This window comes from Microbacterium sp. HD4P20 (assembly GCF_019449275.2).
Taxonomy (GTDB): Bacteria; Actinomycetota; Actinomycetes; order Actinomycetales; family Microbacteriaceae; genus Microbacterium.
Genome location: NZ_JAHZQZ020000012.1, coordinates 265,410 through 283,122, shown reverse-complemented (window position 1 = coordinate 283,122; position 17,713 = coordinate 265,410). Strand labels below are relative to the sequence as shown.

The window sequence follows — 17,713 nt, the reverse complement described above, 5'->3', positions numbered from 1 at the left end:
TTGTCCACGAGACGAGCCGGCGGGGTGCCCGGGCGGCGCGGCCGCCCGGGCAGGTGATCAGCGGAAGTCCGCCGCGTAGGACTCGTACTCGTCGCCGAGCGACTGCTGCACCTCGGCCGGCGTCTTGGTGCCGTTCACCAGCTCTTGCAGCTCGGCCACCAGCGCGTCGTAGAAGGTGGGCGTGGGCCAGTCGGGGTAGAACGACAGTCCGTCGTTCTCGTTCACGGCGTTGAACGCCTGGATCAGCTCGAGGCTCTTCTCATCGGTGATGTCGGCCTCATCCGCGGCGACGGGGAGACCGCCGTTGTTGCCGATGAGGGCCTGGATCTCGGGACGCATCGTGATGTCGATGAACTCGTACGCGAGGTCCTTGCTTCCCGAGCGCTCGGGAACGACCCACAGGTTGCCCGACGAGCCGAGGCTCAGCTCGCTGTCGGGGAAGGGGAACAGCCCCCAGTCGAAGCCGTCGATCTCGTCGACGAAGCGGCCGTACCACCAACTGCCCGACACGAAGATCGGGGAGTTGCCGTTGATGAACGAGACGCCGGCATCCTCGGCCTTCAGGCCCGTCACGTCGGGCGAGATGTAGCCCTTGTCGACGTACTCGAGGAGGGTCTCGGTGGCGTACGTGATCTCGTCGCCCTGCCAGTCCACGGGGTTCTCGTAGAGCTGGTAGTCGTTGACGAACTGGCGGTCGGCCTGGCTCAGCGCCAGCTGGTACCAGAGCTGTCCGAGCGGGTACTCCAGACCGGACTCGGCGAGCGGCGTGATGCCCTGGGCCACGAACGCGTCGAGCACAGCGGTGAACTCGTCGTACGTCGTCGGGATCTCGAGCCCGGCCGCGGCGAAGGCATCCTTGTTGTAGTACACCGTGACGAACTCGCCGTAGTTCGGGATGCCGTACCAGGGGCCGGAGCCCATGACGCCCTCGTCGTCGTAGCGCGCGGTGGTCTGCAGCGCCGGGGCGAGCTGGTCGGCCCAGCCGTACTCTTCGACGGCGTCGCTGATGTCGGCCAGCAGACCCTGGCTCGCCAGGAGGCCCGCGGTCGCGTTGCCCTTGTTGTACTCCATGATGTCGGGGGCCTCATCGGAGTTGAGCACCTGGCTCGAGGTGGAGCGGATCTGCTCGAAGCTCTTCGCCTCGAACTCGACGGTGGCGCCGGTCTCCTCTTCGAAGACCTTGATCGCCTCCTCCCACGCGATGCCCATCGCGCTGTTCTCGCCCTCGAAGTGCCAGAGCGTCAGGGTGTTGTCGTCGGCCTCTTCGCCTCCGCCGGCGGCGCACGCCGACAGCGCCAGTGCGCCGATCGTGAGGGCGCCGACGGCGGTCAGTGCGCGCCGGCTGCTCTTGCGGGTGATTCGTGCCATCGGTGGCACTCCTTTCTTGGTGACCTGCTGGTGGTCGGGACGTTGGGTGTGAAGCTATCGAAGCGCTTCGACTCGAAGCATGCGGCGGTGACCGAATGCGTTCTACCGAACCGAAGCGCTCATCTCGGATCGGACTGCGGGCGGGGCGATGGATCCATGGGGGGTATAGGTGGGAGGGATGAGGCGCAATCCGGGCTCGGGCGCAGCGTCGTCCAGGGCTTGCACCGCGAGTTCGACGGCCAGCTCGCACGAGGCTTCCGGCAGCAGCGGGATCGAGTCGACCGGAGTCGACAGTGCCGCGGTGTCGAAGGACGCGCCGACGGAGATGACCGAGATGTCATCGGGCACGCGGAGGCCCCGCTCGGCCAGCTCGGCCAGGATCGAGGCCTGCGCCTCCTCCGCGCAGTGCAGCACCAGGGCGGTCGCACCGTCCTCGATCATGCGAACCGCTGCGGCGCGCGCCACGGTCCGGCTGACGCGCTTGCCGCCGGACGTGCCATACGCCGCTGCGACTCCGCGTTCCGCCGCGTGCGCCCAGAAGGACGCCCGGACGCGAGGCGGGAAGTTGGACATCTCGTACGCGGTCTCGGCCTGACCGATGAGTCCGATCGAGGTGTGACCTGCGTCCGCGAGCACATCCACCGCCTTGGCCGTCGCGGCCTCGAAGTCGAGGTCGACGCACACGAGACCGTCGTTGTCGTTCGGGATGCCGATAAAGACGGTCGGGGTGGAGATCTGGCGTGCGAGTTCGACACGCGGATCTTCGGGAGCGACGTCGAGAACCAAGATCGCGTCCACCAAGCCGTTCGCCGCGACCCGCCGCATCCCGGCGTGCGCCTCTTCGTCGGTCAGCAGGAGGATGTCGTAGTCATGACGGCGTGCCGCCACCGCCGTGGCGAGGACGAACGCCATGTGGGTCGGGGCGTGGGTGTCTTTGCGCAGCGGCTCGGTCAGCGCGAAGATCTGCGTTCGCCGGCCGGCAAGCATCCGCGCGCCGGCGTTCGGGCTGTACCCGAGCTCCTGCACCGCGGCTTCGATGCGCCGGCGCGTGTCGGCAGCGACGGGGCGCTTGCCGCTGAGCGCGTACGAGACGGTGCTGATCGATACACCGGCGGCCGCAGCCACTTCGTTGATGTTCGCCATGCCGACCTCGTCGTCTCAGGATGTTCGGGGTGGAGATCGAAGCGCTTCGCGTAAGCGCTTCGACAGGCATGTTAGGCACAGTCATGGATCAAGTGCAAGTGGTTTGTCGAATTCGCCAACAAATACGTTCGATGCGTCCGTGGAGCCTTCCTGGACCGATAGCCTGACGAACGCCAAGGCTTCAACCTCGCGATCACCCCAGCCTGTGGTGAGGCCGCCCAAGCCGAGACAGGAGACCCGCGCGCCATGTCGCACCCGCCCTTCAGCCCCGGCCGATTGCTCTTCGGCGGCGACTACAACCCCGAGCAGTGGCCTCGCGAGGTGTGGCTCGAAGACATCGAGCTGATGAAGCGAGCGCGGGTCAACACCGTCACGATCGGCGTGTTCTCGTGGGCGATGCTCGAACCGCGCGAGGGCGAGTTCGACGCAGCCTGGCTCGACGACATCATCGCGCTGCTGACGGATGCCGGTATCGGGTTCTTCCTCGCCACGCCCACGGCCTCGCCCCCGCCGTGGTTCACGAGCGCGCATCCCGACGCCCTGCCCCTCCGGGCGGATGGCACCCCCGTCCTTCATGGCTCCCGTGACACGTATGCGATCAGCGCGCCGGCGTATCGCGACGCCGCGAGGCGCGTCGCGCGCTTCCTCGGCGAGCGCTACGGCACGCACACGGGGCTCCGCGGCTGGCACATCCACAACGAGTACGGGACGATCGACCACGGCCCCCATGCCGCGCGCGCCTTCCGGCAATGGCTTGAGCACAAGTACGGCACGCTCGAGAACCTCAACGGCGCGTGGTACACCGCGTTCTGGTCGCAGCGCTACGGCAGCTGGGACGAAGTCCTCCCGCCGCGGCAGACCCAGTACCTGCACAACCCCGCGCACGCGGTCGACTTCAAGCGCTTCTGCTCCGACGAGATGCTCGCGGCGTACCGCGAGCAGGTAGACGAGATCCGGTCGACCGGATCGTCGGCGCCGGTGACCACCAACTTCATGCTTCCGACATGGAACCATCTCGAGCAGTGGGCCTGGAGCGACGCCCAGGACTTCGTCTCGGTGGACCACTACCTCGACACCGCGGGTCCGGATGGCGAGACGCACGTCGCGTACGGCTCCGACTTGACCCGCTCGTGGGCAGACGGCCCATGGGTGCTCATGGAGCAGAACGCGACGGGCATCCGGGTCGGCAATGGCACCCTCGTCAAAGAGCCCGACCGCATGATCCGCAACTCCATCGGCTACATCGCGCGGGGGTCGCAGAGCTCGCTCTTCTTCCAGTGGCGCGCGGGCGCCGGAGGCTCCGAGGTCTGGCATGGCGCGATGGTGCCGCACGTCGGCGCGGACTCTCGCGGCTTCGAGGCGATCGTCCGGCTGGGCGAGATCCTCGAGCGGATCGGCGAGGTCGCTGAGCCCCCAGCCGACGGCCGCGTCTTCGAAGCCGAGATCGGGATCGTGTGGCACGCAGAGGGATGGTGGTCGCTCGAGACACCGCACCTGCCCAACGACGCCCTCGACTACGCCGACGAAGTGCGGGCGACGCACCGCTCCTTCTGGCGCGCAGGGCTTCCGGTGGACTTCGTCCGCCCCGGGGGCGACGTGCAGCGATACCGTCTGCTGGTCGTGCCCGCGCTGTACGCCATGAACGTCGACACGGCCGCGTGGCTCGAGGCGTACGTCGCCGGCGGCGGGCACGTGGTCGTCTCCTTCTTCACCGGCGTCGCCGACCCGTCGCAGCGGGTGATCCCCGGTGGCTACCCGGGCATGCTTCGCGACCTCCTCGGCGTCCGGGTGGAGGAGATCCGCCCTCTCGCCGATGACGAGCAGATCGAGTTGTCGGACGGTCTACGTGGTGAGCTGTGGAGCGAGCGCGTCCACCTCGACGGTGCCGAGGCGACAGCGATCTACGCCGCCGGTCCGCTCTCCGGTTCGCCCGCAATCACGCGCCGCGCGTACGGGGCCGGAACCGCCACGTACGTCTCGACGCGCCTCACGCAGGAGGCTCGCGACGCCCTCCTGGCCGGCCTCGCCTCAGGTCTCGGCATCCGGCCGACCGTCGAGGGTGCGATCGAACTGGGAGTCGAGGCGATCCGCCGCCGCGGTGCGGCGTCCGACTACCTCTTCCTGCTGCATCACGGCTCGGCTCCGGTGCGGGTCGAGGGCCGCGGCGTCGACCTCGTCACCGCCGCTGCGAATGTGTTCGCACTCGAGCCAGGCGGCGTCGCCGTGATCCGCGAGGATGCGGCGGAGTGGCGCATCACGGCCGCAGCAAGCGCCTGACCACCACCGGAACGCCGGGAAGGCGTCCTGCTGCGGGGCGACGAGCTCAACCCGCGGCATCAGTCGGCGGGGCTTGCGGCTCGACCCGGAGCAGTCGGAACTCACGGCCGGTCCCGCGATAGCTCTCCCGGCGTGCGTTGCGTTCGAGGGTCGTCCGCGCGATGTTCAGGCGAGCACCCGGCGCATCGCCGCGACCGCGGCGCCGCGGGCGTAGAGCCCGAAGTGGAAGTCCGGGCGCTCGATCCTGACGGCCTCGGCATCGCCCTGTTCGAGGAACTCAGCCAGTGCCTCCCGCACGCTCGCGGGCGCGATGTCCAGCATGTCGGTGCCCTCCCCCATCACGACCACGACCTGGGGGTCGAACGCGTTCACCGCCTCGGCGATCGCGCCACCCAGGCCACGGCTCGCGCCCTGGAACGCCGCGAGGGCTGTCTTCTCACCCCCGCGGGCACGCGCGAGGGCGTCGGAGTACCTGCCCGCCGCGACGCCGGCGTTGTGCTCGATCGCAGGCATCGTGACGAAGCTGTGCACGCAGTCGACGTGCCCGTTCGCGCACTGCCTGCCACGTCCGCCCACCCGCGTGTGGCCGACCCTGCCGGCTCTGCCGTTGGCTCCCAGATGCAGTTCCCCGCCGAGCACGACGCCGGAGCCGATTCCCGCGCCGACACCGTAGACGACGAGGGATCCATGCCGGGCATCCGTACCGAACCAGTGGTGAGCGCCGGCGAGGGCGTGTACATCGTTCGCGACGGTGGCCGGCCGCCCCGACGCCGCGGTCACCAGGCGAGCGAGAGCGACGGCATCCCATCCCAGGAAGTTCGAGTGATGGAGGATGCCGCCGTCCGGCGTGTCGGTGACGTCACCGGCCACGGCGATGCCGATGGCCGCGATGGGGCCGCCGGCGATCGATGGGATGGACCCCGCGATGAGGTCCACGACGTCCTGCACCTCACGGTTGGGCAGAGGGTGGGATGCCTCCGTGACGACGCGCGCCCGGAGGTCGGTCACCACGAGATACATCATGTCGGCGGTGAGCTTGACTCCGACGAAGTGCGCGGCGTCGGGGCGCAGGTGGAGCATCTCCACCGGCCGTCCCCGGGCGCCCGACGCCTGCACCGCGCCCTCCACCACCAGTCCGGCCTCGATCAGGCCACGGGTGACGCGCGTGAGGCTCGTGCGAGACAAGCCCAGTCGTTCCGCGATGCGCACCCGCGGCTGCTGCCCGAGCAGCAGCAGATCCAGAAGCACACGACGCTCGGTCTCAGGAAGGTCGGGCCACGCAGCGACGGTCGGCGACACGGCGGACACGACCACAGCCTAGGACTTCCCGACGCGGAAGTCCGCGGCCGACAGTTCGATGGTCTCGCCCGCGCCGAGCGGGCGCGAGATCTCGGACCCTCTGTAGCGAAGCCGTAGTGAGCCGGGGTCCACGCCGGGACGCGCCTGGAGCGTGGCTCGGACGAGGTCGCCCTCTCTCCACTCGACGTGAACGCGCACACCAGGCCGTGCGACGAGGCCATGTGCCGCCCCGTTGCGAAATGCCGGCGGCAGGGCGGGTAGCAGCTCGATGCCGTCGTGGCTCTGCAGAATCGCTTCGGCCAGGACAGCCGGGAAGCCGAGGTTCGCGTCGATCTGGAACGGCGGGTGGGCGGCGAACAGATTCGGATAGAGGCCACCGGCCCAGGGCCCCGTGGCGGACTGAGCGTCGCGGAACAGCAATTCGAGCACGGCGCCCGTCCTCTCTCCGCGACCGAGCCGAGCCCACAGCAGCGCCTTCCAGATGAGCGACCAACCGGAGGAGTCGTCGCCGCGCGTCGTCAGCGTGACGGTGGCCGCACGCCGAGCCTCATCGGACCACCGGGCAGTGCCGGGGTACAGTCCGACCAGGTGGCTCAGGTGCCGGTGGTGCGCGTCCTCCGCCGTGCGATCACGCGACCATTCGGCGATCGCCCCGTCGCCTCCGACCCGGGGCTCGCTCGGGAGCCGCACGAGCAGTGCCTGCATTTCCTGCGTCTCGCTGGGATCGATGCCGAGCCGGTCGGCGACGAGCATCGCCGTGCGAAGGGCCTCCCGGATCAACGCGAGGTCCATCGTCGTCGTCTCGTCGACCGCGCCCACGCGACCGTCCGGCAGGACGAAGGCGTTCTCGGGCGAGGTCGCCGGCGATGTGATCCACCGGCCCTCGGCGTCCTCGTGCACCCAGTCCACAGCGAATCGGGCGGCGCCGCGCACCGCCGGCCACAGGTCGTGCAACCGCGCGTCGGAGATCGCACCGAACTCGACGGCATCCGCGATGTGCATCACGAGCCACAGCGAAGCGAGGGGCCACGCCGACCAGCGCGCGTCACCGTGGCCGCCGCCGACAGGATGCGTGAGCAACCAGGCGTCGGAATTGTGGTGCGCCACCCAGCCTCTCGTTCCATAGAGGCGGGCGGCCGTCTCGTTGCCGCGCTCGGCAAGGTCCTGCACGAACTGCAGCAGCGGCTCGGCGCTCTCGCTCAAGTCCGTGACGTGTGCGGCCCAGTGATTCATCTGAAGGTTGATGTTGAGGGTGTAGTTCGAGCTCCACGGTGGCCGGAGCTCATCGTTCCAGATGCCCTGGAGCGTGGGCGGAAGCCCACCCGGCCGCGACGACGAGAGAAGGAGGTAGCGGCCGAAGTCGAACAGCAACTCGGCCAGGGCGGGGTCGGTCTGCAACGTGCCGGAGCGGCTCGCGAACGCGCGCTCCAGCCTGACGGGGAGGTGCAGGGCGGCGCCGTCGGCGCCGGTGGGCGCCGCGCCGAGGTGTACTCGGGTCCGGGTCATCCGCGGCACGAAATCGGCTTCGTGCGCGTCGCGCAATTCCGACCAGCCGAGTGCGGCGGCCGCCTCGGCGCGCGCCCGGGCACGCTCGAAGGCCGACTCCCCGTCTCCCTCGGGAGGCGTCCCGGCTCCGGCGAACGTCGTCTCGGTGGCCACGACGACGAGCGTCGCGCCGCTTTCACGGCGGATCGTCACGGCGACCGCTCCTTCGAGCGCCGCGCCCCGGGCATCCGACCAGGTCACCGGCGGTGCGCCGGGATCGTGCGTCGGGGCGACGTCGGACGGAAGCCTCACGATCAAGCCGAGCGACCCGTCCCCCGCGACTCGCCGAAGTTCGCGGTGCGGGCTCTCCAGCGCGAGGTCGATGGATTCCGCGTTCTCGATGCGGTGCGCCAGAACGCCGTGGACCGCCGACGCGAGCGTGTACTCGCGGATTCCGCCGCACCGGGTCTCGTGTATGCCCGACATCAGGTCCAGGAGACGCACGTAGTCCGGAGTCCGCGCGCCGGTGCGGGTCAGCACGAGACTCGCGAAAGGCAGGTAGGCCTGCGAGTAAGGGACCTGGAGCCGCTGAAGCGCCCGTGCGGCCGCGACCGGGTCGTCGGCGGCGATCGCCGCGCGGGATTCGGCGACGGCTTCGGCGGCGTCCTCGGCGCTGATCAGCCCGCTCGCAGACTCGCTCGCCGGGCTCCCCGACCATGCCGTCTCGTCGTTCAGTCCGATACGGGTGGCTGGGAACCCGCCGTCGAGCATCGCGCCGAGCCTGCCGTTTCCCAGCGGCAGGCACTCCAGCCATGAACCGGCCGCAGCCGGGTAGGAAAGGACGCTCGTCATGATCGCTCAGCCTCGCACGCTGCCGGCGGTGAGCCCCGACCGCCAGAATCGCTGCAGCGACACGAAGACGATCGCGATCGGGATGATCGAGACGAGCGAACCGACGACCGTCAGGATCTGCAGTCCCGGGATCGTGATCGATGCCTGACTCCAGCCCGTCAGCCCGACCGTGAGCGGCATGAGCTCCTGGTCGGTGAGCACGAGGAGCGGAAGGATGTAGCTGTTCCAGCTGCCGAGGAAGGCGAACAGCAGAACGGTGACCAGGCCCGTGCCCATGAGTCGCAGCCCCAGTGAGCCGAAGATGCGCAGCTCGCCCGCGCCGTCGAGCCGCGCCGCCTCCACGAGCTCGAGCGGGACGGCCGACTGCGCGTAGATGAAGCACAGGAGTACGCCGAACGGATACACGAGTGCCGGCAGCAGCAGACCGGCATATGTGTTGTCGAGGCCCAGACCCACGAGCAGGACGTAGGTCGGCTGCGCGATGACCGTGCCGGGTACCAGCAGGCTCGCGAGGATCACCGAGATGAGCACCTTCCGGCCCCGGAAGCGGTAGACCGCGAGCGCATAGCCGGTGAGCGCGCACACGAGCGTCGTGAGCGCTGATCCGATCACCGAGTAGATGATCGAGTTCAGGCTCCAGCGCCAGAAGATGCCGTCGTCGTACGTGCTGAGCGCCGCCAGATTCTCGAACAGGTTGAAGTCTGCAAACGCGAATCCGGGGGTCGAGAAGAGGTCGCCGGTTGTCTTCGTGGACGCGATGACGAGCCAGAGGACCGGGATGAGGAAGTACGCGGCGGCGATGGTCATGACGATGGTCACCACGACCATCCATCCGCGGCTCACGCGATCGCCGTTCACGAACGTGGTGCGTCTGCGGGGCTGAGGGTCGGTCGCGACGGATGCCTCGACCTCGCGCAGGATCGTGTCAGATGCCATCGGAAGCTCGCTTCGTCGTACGTCGGTTCGCTGCCAGCAGACCCAGCGACACCAAGAGCGTGGCGAGGCCGAGAATGACAGCCATGGCGGAAGCGAGGTACGGGTCTTTGCCCAGAGTCGACGCGGCATAGATCGCCATGTTCGGCGTGTAATCGCTGGGGATGTTGGAGGTCACGGACTGCAGCACCTGCGGCTCGTTGAACAGCTGGAGCGTGCCGATCACCGATGACAGCGTGGTGAGCAGGATTGCGGGCCCGATCATCGGCAGCTTGATCTGCAGCGCTGTGCGCAGCTCGCCCGCTCCGTCCAGGCGCGCCGCCTCGTACATCTCGCGGGGAACGCCCTGAAGCGCAGCGAACAGGATGATCATGTTGATGCCGATGAGCGACCAGAGATTGATGTTCGCGATGGACCACAGGACGGTGCCGGGAGCCAGCACGTCGACGTCGATCCCCCATCCGCTGAGGAGCTGCAGGATCGGGCTCACGGACGGCTGATACAGGAAGCCCCACAGCAGTGCCGCGATCACGCTCGGAACGGCGTATGGGAGGAAGATCGCGAACTGGAAGAAGCGCCGGCCCCTGACGAGGGCACTGTCGAAGAGGAGCGCGAATGCGGCCGCGACGGCCATCATGACGGGGACCTGCACGACCCCGTAGAGCAGCACCCTCGGGAAGCCCATGAGAAAGTCGGTGTCGGCGAACGCCCGGGCGAAGTTCGCGAGTCCGATGAAGTCGACCGTGGAGCCCCCGAAGCCGAGCCCGCTGGACTGCCTGGAGAACAGGCTGTTCACGATCGCCACGCCGATCGGCGCGACGAGGAAGAGAAGGAACAGCACGACGAAGGGTGCGACGAACGCGTACGGAACCCAGGGCGCCCCGGCGCCGGTGAACCGGCGCCGGGGAACTCGGGCAGTGGAGGCCACAGACATCGCTACTCGACGACGCTGAGGCCGCGCGCCTCGAGGTCGGCGACCGCTGCGGCCTGCGCCACGTCGAGCGCCTCGACGAATGTCTGCTGACCGGCGACGACCTTCGCGAACTCGTCGAGGATCGCCGTCTGGATCGTGCCGTAGTTCGGCCCTTCGACCCAGGTCGACGGCGTGTGCTCCGCCGACTCGATGAAGACCTCGTTGACGACCTGACCACCGTAGAACTCGCTCTCCTCGAGCAGCGCCGGAGACGAGAGGCCGTTGAGCGTGGACGGGAAGAGCCCGCCGACGGTGATGAGAGCCTCTTGGGTGTCGTCCGAGCCGTTGAGCCAGCTGGCGAACTCCGCCGCTGCCTCCGGTGCGTCCGCATTGGCGAGGACCACGACGGCAGCACCGCCCGAATCGCCGGAGTTGTCGGAGCCCGCGTTCTTGGGCAGCGGTGCGACCGCCCACTTGCCTGCGAGGTCGGCGGCGTTCTCCGCGAGGATCGACGGGAACCATGCCGCATACGAGATCGTCGCGATGGAGCCGTTGTTGACGAGGGCCCAGTACTCCGGCGTCCACATCTGCTCGGTCGTGACCAGGCCCTCATCCAGCAGGGTCTGCCAGCGCTCGGCAACCAATCTGCTGCCCTCGTCGTTCACGCCGACCTTCCACGCGTCGCCCTCGATGCCGTACCAGCTGCTCTCGGCCTGCTGGATCTCCTGCGCCCATTGCCCGATCTCGCTGGGCGAGAGGTTGGCGATGAACACCTCGGGGTTCGCGGCCTTGAGCGCCCGCGCCGCGGCGAGGTACTCGTCCCACGTTTCGGGCACCTCGAGGCCGTACTGCTCGAAGATGTCGGTGCGGTACATCATGCCGGCCGGGCCGATGCCCTGCGGGACGCCGTAGACGCGCCCGTCGAACGACACGGACGCCCACGAAGCAGGCGTGTAGTTCGCCTCGTCGTCGGCCACGTACTCGGTGATGTCCACGACGCGCTCGGCGATCACATAGTCGGGCAGAGAGTGCGTACTCAGCTGCACCAGGTCGGGGCCTGAACCGGCGTCGACGGCAGCTTCGACCTTCTGCCCGTCGTCTCCGGTCATCCGATGGAAGGAGACCTGGATGTCGGGGTTCTCCTCGTTCCATTGGGCGACGAGGTCCTCCAGGCCGGGAACCCAGCCCCAGAACTCGACCTCCGTGCCGTCGGCGGATGCGGGGTCGGAACCTTCGCCTGCGGCACAGGCCGTCAGCCCTGCGAGCGCGAGGGCGCCCGCGGCGATGACGGCGGCCGACCGGAGTGCGGGTCGGCGGATGAGCGTCCTTGCATTCATCTGATGTCCTTTCGAGACGACATTGTCGTTCCCGTCGGCGGGAATCGCTGGCTTTCGGCCAAGAGAGAGTGCCTCCTGCCCCCGGGCCGACTACATTTTGTGCTTGCATGAAACAAAAAGTCAAGCGAATACATCGCTAAACATCGGATGATTGGATCCATAGACGCATGGCTCTCTCGCAAACGGACATGCCGCTGGAGGCTCTCCGCGCCTACCAGCCCTCGCTTTCTGCGCCCCGTGACCTCGACGAGTTCTGGGCGAGGACCATCGCGGACTCCCGCGCGGCGGGAGGAGGGTTGCAGCTCTCCCCCGTCGAAGCCTTCAGTGACCTGATCGTCGAGGATGCAACGTTCTCGGGGTACGGCGGCGAGCCGATCCGCGGATGGGTCACGAGACCGACCCGGGCCGACGAGCGCCGCCCGGCCGTGATCGAGTACGTGGGGTACGGCGGCGGGCGCGGGTTGCCGGGCGAGAAGCTCGCGTGGGCGGCCGCCGGCTACGTGCACATCCTCATGGACACGCGCGGCCAGGGCAGCGGATGGGGCCACGGCGGCGATACGCCCGATCCTCACGGCTCCGGGCCGGCCACAGCGGGCTTCATGACGCGCGGCATCCACCACCCTGACACGTACTACTACCGCCGGGTGTACACCGATGCGGTCCGGCTCGTCGACCACGCGAAGGCCCTCCCCTTCGTAGACTCCGCCCGGATCGCCGTGTCCGGCGCCAGCCAAGGGGGCGGAATCGCGATCGCGGCGGCAGCCCTGTCGTCGGATGTCTCGGCGGTCTTGGCCGACGTGCCGTTCCTGTGCGACTTCCCGCGCTCGATCACCCGCACTCCCGAGCCGCCGTTCACCGAGATCACCCGCTATCTGTCCGTGCATCGCGACGACGCCGAGCGCGTCCTGCGAACTCTCTCGTATTTCGATGCGGCGATCCTCGCTCGCCGCATCCACGCCCCCGCATACTTCTCAGCGGCGCTGATGGACGAGGTCGTGCTGCCGTCCACGGTGTTCGCCGCCTTCAACGCGGTGCCGGCATCCGACAAGTCCATCGAGGTCTACGAGTACAACGGACACGATGGCGGAGCGTTCCGTCATTGGCATCGCCAGGTGGAGTGGCTGCGCAGCCGACTATGACGTCGCCGGGGCCTCCCGCCCGACCCGATCTTCCTGGGGGATCAGGCCCGCGGCCGCGAGATCTGCCCACAGGGCCTCTGGGATCTCCTCGTTCATCCGGGCGGCGTTCTCGGACACCTGCGCCGGCCGGCTTCCTCCTACGACGACCGAGCGGACGACGGCCGCACGCAACGGGAACTGGATCGCTGCGGCAGGCAGCGGCACCTGGTGCGCATCACAGATGTCGGCGATGCGAACAAGCCTGTCCCACAGCTCGTCGGGCAGCCGGCCGTACTCGTACCGGGCATCTCGCTCCGGTCGAGGGGAGGCGAGCAGACCGGAGTTGAACACCGAAGCCGCTACGGCCGAGGTGCCTCGTCGCGACATCTCGGGCAAGACACTCGCGGCCGGCTGCTCGAGGAGGGTGTAGCGACCCGCGATCATGACCAGGTCCAACGCGGCCGCCGCCGTGACCGCCTCGATCGCCGCGGTGGTCATCGTGCCGACTCCGACCGCGCTCACGACCCCCGACTCACGCAGTTCTACCAAGGCAGGAAGTGCTTGCGCGACGGCAAGGTCGAGGTCGTGCCGCTCGGGATCGTGGAGGTAGAGAATGTCGACACGATCGAGCCCGAGACGCTCGAGCGACTCCTCCAGGCTCGTGCGGATTCCCTCGCCGCTGAAATCCCAGACCCGTCTCAAGGCGGCCGGCACGTGGAAGTCGTTGTCGAGGTCGAGGCTTCCGTCGTCATCGGGGTTCACACGGAGAAGACGCCCGACCTTCGTCGACAGAACGTACTCGTCGCGCGGCTTGGCGCGCAGGAACGCACCGAGCCGGCGCTCGGACAGGCCCAGCCCGTAGTGCGGAGCGGTGTCGAAGGCGCGCACGCCGCTGTCCCAGGCGGCATCCAGCACCGCCCACGCCTCGTCGTCGGTGAGTTCACGATGGAGGTTGCCGAGATTGGCGGCACCGTAGCCGATCCGCCCCATCCGATCCAGGACGCCTGCCGGCTCAGACAGTCGCATGCGCGACGGCCCATTCGTACCGGGCCCTGCTCTCGGCGTGCATCTCCATGCCGGCGCCGGGGGCGAGGGGTGCGAGATACGAACCGTCGCGGATCACGGTGGGGACGACGAAGTGCTCGTGCAGGTGATCGACGTACTCGATCATTCGTCCATCCCTGCTTCCGCTCACCGCGACGTAATCGAACATCGAGAGGTGCTGAACCGCCTCGCACAACCCGACACCTCCGGCGTGGGGACACACCGGCACGCCGAACTTCGCCGCGAGAAGAAGGTTCGCGATGTTCTCGTTGACGCCGCCGACTCGCACCGCATCGATCTGCATGACCGCGATCGCCGAGGCCTGAAGGAGCTGCTTGAAGATGACGCGGTTGTGCGCGTGCTCCCCGGTGGCCACACGAATCGGAGCGATCGCACGCGCGATCTCGGCGTGACCGAGCACGTCGTCGGGGCTGGTCGGCTCCTCGATCCACGTCGGGCGCATCGGTGCCAGAGCCCGCATCCAATCGATGGCCTCCGACACCTCCCACCGCTGGTTCGCGTCCACGGCGATGGGGAACTCCGGCCCGCAGATCTCCCGAGCGATGCGAAGGCGCCGGATGTCGTCCGCCAGACTCGCTCCGACTTTGAGCTTGATCTGGCGGAAGCCGTCCGCGAGCGCCTCACGGCACAGCCTCGCCAGTTTCTCGTCGGAGTATCCCAGCCAGCCGGGGCTCGTCGTGTACGCGGGGTATCCCTCGGCGAGAAGCCGTTCCTCCCGCTCGTTGCGTCCCGGCTCCGCGGCGCGGAGCAGGTCGAGGGCTTCGCTGGGGGTGAGCGCATTCGTGAGGTAGCGAAAGTCCACCAGGCCGACGATCTCCTCAGGGGACATGCCGGCGAGCAGACGCCACAGCGGAAGCCCGGCCCGTTTGGCCTTGATGTCCCAGAGCGCGTTGATGACGGCACCGATCGCCATGTGCATGACGCCCTTCTCCGGACCCAGCCATCGCAGTTGCGAGTCGCCGACCAGGGCGCGCCAGGTCGCTCCCATATCGTCGAGCATCGGCTCCAGACTGTGCCCCACGAGATACTCGGCCAACGCGGCGAGCGCGGCGACTTGGACGTCGTTGCCCCGTCCGATGGTGAAGACGAGGGAGTGACCTTCGACGCCGTCTGCGGCATCCGTCACGATCCTCGCGTACGCAGCCGAGTAATCCGGGTCTGGATTCATCGCGTCCGAGCCGTCGAGGGTGAGCGACGTGGGAAATCGGATGTCTGTAGTCTCGAGGGCGACGATACGGCTCACGCAATACTCCTGATTCCCGCAAATGCAGTGGCTCCGTGGTGCTGTGGCGCTAGATGGAAGCCCTACAAGAGCTAAACATCCGATGTCTATACTGTCAATGCGAGGATGAGCCGTCATCCCCGTCCGCACTGACAGGAGCCCTGCATGAGATTCGCGCGACTCGGCGATCCCGGTCGAGAGATCCCCGTCGTCATCGACGACGGGCGCCACCTCGACCTCCGGCCGATCACTCCCGACATCGACGGTGCGTTTCTCGAGAGCGACCCGGTGGGCTTGACGCGCGACGCGCTCCGCGACGAGCGGTTGAGCGAACTCCCCGGTGCCGCATTGCTGCGCGTGGGCCCTCCGATCGCTCGTCCGAGCGCGGTCATCTGCATCGGCATGAACTATGCGGCGCACGCGGCCGAGTCCGGCTCAGCCCCGCCCGAGGTGCCCATCATGTTCCTGAAGACGCCGAACACGGTCGTCGGACCGAACGACGACGTCCCGATCCCTCCGGGGAGCACCAGGACCGATTGGGAAGTCGAGCTGGGGATCGTCGTGGGCAGGCGGGCGAGCTACCTTCGCTCGCCCGAGGAAGCTTCCCTCCACATCGCGGGGTTCGTGACGGCGAACGACGTCTCGGAGAGGACCTTCCAACTGGAGCAGTCAGGGGGACAGTGGTCGAAGGGCAAGTGCGCGCCGGGGTTCAACCCGACCGGTCCGTGGCTGGTCACTCCCGACGAGACCGACCACCGCGACCTGCGACTGCGCAGCTTCGTCAACGGCGAGCCTCGCCAGGACTCCACCACCGCGGACATGATCTTCCCGGTCGACCACATCGTGTGGCATCTGTCGCAGTATCTCGCGCTCGAGCCGGGCGATCTGATCCTCACGGGTACGCCCGAAGGTGTCGCCCTGTCCGGCCGCTTCCCTTACCTGCGCGCGGGAGACATCGTGGACATCGAGATCGAGGGCCTCGGCGCTCAGCGCCAGCGTCTGGTCGCTACGGACGTGCGATGAGTGGGAACGAGCTCGCAGGTTTGGTCGCTGTCGTCACCGGCGGAGCATCGGGCATCGGCGCGGCGATCGCCGCCCGCCTCAGCGCGGCCGGAGCCTCGGTCGCGGTGCTCGATCTCGACCCGTCCGAAGCGGACTCGCGATTTCTCTCGCTCGCAGCGGATGTCGCCGATCGGGCGAGCATCGAGGTTGCGATGTCGGCCGTTGCCGAGCGCTTCGGCCGCATCGACATCGTCGTGAACAACGCGGGCATCGGTGCGCAGGGAGACGTGACGGCGGGGGACGACGGGGAGTGGGCGCGCGTGCTGTCCGTCAACGTCACGGGGATCGCACGCGTGACGGCGGCGGCCATGCCCTGGCTGCGCCGCTCTCCCGCGGCGTCGGTGTGCAACATCTCGTCCATCGCGGCGACCGCCGGTCTTCCCCAGCGCGCTCTGTACAGCGCCTCGAAGGGTGCGGTGCTCTCGCTCACGCGGGCGATGGCGGCGGACCATCTCCGCGAGGGGATTCGCGTCAACGCCGTCAATCCGGGTACTGCTGCGACGCCGTGGGTCGACCGGCTCCTCTCGAGCGCGGCCGATCCCGACGCGGAACGGTCCGCACTCGAGTCACGGCAACCGCACGGGCGGCTCGTGTCGGCCGACGAGGTGGCCGGCGCGGTGCTCTACCTGGTGAGCCCGCAATCAGGTTCCACGACCGGAACGTACATCGAGGTGGACGGCGGAATGTCGGGGCTACGGCTCCGCCCGCCGGGGACCTGAGCGACCGAAGCATACGGACGACGAGGATTCAGACGAGGCGGTAGACGCGCTCGGCGTTGCGCCAGAGCACGGCGTCGGCTTCCTCCGGGGTCGTCCTGGTCGAAAGCCACGACATCACGGCTCCGCTCCAGCGCGGGTAGTCCGCGCGAACGGACACGGGCCAGTCGCTTCCGAACATCACCCGGTCCGGCCCGAACGCTTCCAGTGCGGTGTCGAGAAAGGGCACCAGCTGGTCGGCCGACCATTCGCCGCTGCTCTCGGCGGGAAGACCGGAGAGCTTGCAGCTGACGTTGGGGCGCGCTGCGAGCTCACGGATGTCGGTCTCCCATGTGGTCGCGTCCGGATATGCCGGACGCTCGGCGGATCCGACCGGCGGCTTGCCGAGGTGATCCAGCACGATGATCAGTTCGGGAAGCGCATCCGCCAAGGCGGCGACATCCACGAGCTGCTCGGGGCGCACGCATGCGTCGAACACCAATCCCAACCGGGCGACGCACCCGGCGCCTTCGACGAACCCATCTCGCCGGGCGAAGCTGCGCGGCTCGTCCTGCAGGTTGCGGCGGATGCCGACCACCAGAGGATTCGCGCGCAGCTCCTCGAGCAGATCTCCTGCCTCTGCCCCCTGCTCGAGAGGAGCGCGGGCCACGATGCCCCGCACCGCGGCCTGGACAGCCAGCGAAGAGACCCAGTCGACCTCTGCGACCGTCTGCTCGGGCAGGCACTCGGCCTGCACGAAGATGAATGCCCGCTCCCGCTGTTCGGGCATCTCGCCGAGCGCGGCGTGCAGCTCGTCGGGCCCGAACCGCCGGCGGAGCGGCCCCTCGAGCCACCCGTACGTCAACACGGCGGGGTCCCACAGGTGAAGGTGGCTGTCCAGGATGCGCATGCTCGCCATTCTTCCGTCCTCACCCACAAGCAGG

Annotated in this window: 14 protein-coding genes; 4 read left to right on the top strand and 10 right to left on the bottom strand. The window is 68.4% G+C overall.

Features of this window, described 5'->3' with window-relative positions:
• Window positions 1-57: 57 nt before the first annotated feature.
• Both K0817_RS06345 and K0817_RS06340 read right to left on the bottom strand, forming a co-directional pair.
• Window positions 58-1,368: an ABC transporter substrate-binding protein gene (locus tag K0817_RS06345; protein ID WP_219980539.1), complete on the bottom strand. Its 1,311-nt coding sequence runs from the start codon at window positions 1,366-1,368 to the stop codon at window positions 58-60.
• A gap of 102 nt (window positions 1,369-1,470) precedes the next feature.
• The gene (locus K0817_RS06340) at window positions 1,471-2,511 is read right to left on the bottom strand and encodes a LacI family DNA-binding transcriptional regulator (RefSeq protein ID WP_219980538.1); all 1,041 of its coding nucleotides are present in this window, start codon (window positions 2,509-2,511) and stop codon (window positions 1,471-1,473) included.
• 246 nt (window positions 2,512-2,757) lie between these two features.
• Between K0817_RS06340 and K0817_RS06335 the strand changes: the two genes are divergently transcribed.
• Window positions 2,758-4,788: a beta-galactosidase gene (locus K0817_RS06335; protein ID WP_219980537.1), complete on the top strand. Its 2,031-nt coding sequence runs from the start codon at window positions 2,758-2,760 to the stop codon at window positions 4,786-4,788.
• A 165-nt stretch (window positions 4,789-4,953) separates the two neighbouring features.
• Here the strand turns inward: K0817_RS06335 and K0817_RS06330 are convergent, their stop codons facing one another.
• Genes K0817_RS06330 through K0817_RS06310 form a run of 5 tightly spaced genes read right to left on the bottom strand, consistent with a single transcriptional unit; the run spans window position 4,954 to window position 11,607 of the window.
• On the bottom strand, window positions 4,954-6,096 hold the full coding sequence (locus tag K0817_RS06330) for an ROK family transcriptional regulator (RefSeq protein WP_219980536.1): 1,143 nt from the start codon (window positions 6,094-6,096) through the stop codon (window positions 4,954-4,956).
• Between the two features lie 9 nt (window positions 6,097-6,105).
• The gene (locus tag K0817_RS06325) at window positions 6,106-8,424 is read right to left on the bottom strand and encodes a glycoside hydrolase N-terminal domain-containing protein (RefSeq protein ID WP_219980535.1); all 2,319 of its coding nucleotides are present in this window, start codon (window positions 8,422-8,424) and stop codon (window positions 6,106-6,108) included.
• 6 nt (window positions 8,425-8,430) lie between these two features.
• A complete protein-coding gene (locus K0817_RS06320) occupies window positions 8,431-9,360 on the bottom strand; it encodes a carbohydrate ABC transporter permease (RefSeq protein ID WP_253735222.1) in 930 nt (309 codons plus the stop codon).
• Window positions 9,350-10,285, bottom strand: a complete 936-nt coding sequence (locus K0817_RS06315; RefSeq protein ID WP_219980534.1) for a carbohydrate ABC transporter permease — start codon at window positions 10,283-10,285, stop codon at window positions 9,350-9,352. The genes K0817_RS06320 and K0817_RS06315 overlap by 11 nt, the downstream gene beginning before the upstream one ends.
• Window positions 10,286-10,293: 8 nt before the next feature.
• On the bottom strand, window positions 10,294-11,607 hold the full coding sequence (locus K0817_RS06310) for an ABC transporter substrate-binding protein (RefSeq protein ID WP_219980533.1): 1,314 nt from the start codon (window positions 11,605-11,607) through the stop codon (window positions 10,294-10,296).
• A gap of 167 nt (window positions 11,608-11,774) precedes the next feature.
• Between K0817_RS06310 and K0817_RS06305 the strand changes: the two genes are divergently transcribed.
• Window positions 11,775-12,746: an acetylxylan esterase gene (locus K0817_RS06305; RefSeq protein WP_219980532.1), complete on the top strand. Its 972-nt coding sequence runs from the start codon at window positions 11,775-11,777 to the stop codon at window positions 12,744-12,746.
• On the opposite strand, the gene K0817_RS06300 is transcribed toward K0817_RS06305, so the two are convergent.
• A complete protein-coding gene (locus K0817_RS06300) occupies window positions 12,741-13,751 on the bottom strand; it encodes an aldo/keto reductase (protein WP_219980531.1) in 1,011 nt (336 codons plus the stop codon). The genes K0817_RS06305 and K0817_RS06300 overlap by 6 nt on opposite strands.
• The gene (locus tag K0817_RS06295) at window positions 13,738-15,033 is read right to left on the bottom strand and encodes an enolase C-terminal domain-like protein (RefSeq protein WP_219980530.1); all 1,296 of its coding nucleotides are present in this window, start codon (window positions 15,031-15,033) and stop codon (window positions 13,738-13,740) included. The genes K0817_RS06300 and K0817_RS06295 overlap by 14 nt, the downstream gene beginning before the upstream one ends.
• A 144-nt stretch (window positions 15,034-15,177) precedes the next feature.
• Between K0817_RS06295 and K0817_RS06290 the strand changes: the two genes are divergently transcribed.
• Together K0817_RS06290 and K0817_RS06285 are read left to right on the top strand one after the other, a co-directional pair.
• On the top strand, window positions 15,178-16,035 hold the full coding sequence (locus tag K0817_RS06290) for a fumarylacetoacetate hydrolase family protein (protein WP_219980529.1): 858 nt from the start codon (window positions 15,178-15,180) through the stop codon (window positions 16,033-16,035).
• A complete protein-coding gene (locus K0817_RS06285) occupies window positions 16,032-16,793 on the top strand; it encodes an SDR family NAD(P)-dependent oxidoreductase (protein WP_219980528.1) in 762 nt (253 codons plus the stop codon). Before K0817_RS06290 ends, K0817_RS06285 begins: the two co-directional genes overlap by 4 nt.
• Window positions 16,794-16,821: 28 nt before the next feature.
• On the opposite strand, the gene K0817_RS06280 is transcribed toward K0817_RS06285, so the two are convergent.
• Complete coding sequence (locus K0817_RS06280; protein WP_219980527.1) at window positions 16,822-17,679, bottom strand: amidohydrolase; 858 nt, start codon at window positions 17,677-17,679, stop codon at window positions 16,822-16,824.
• Window positions 17,680-17,713 lie beyond the last annotated feature (34 nt).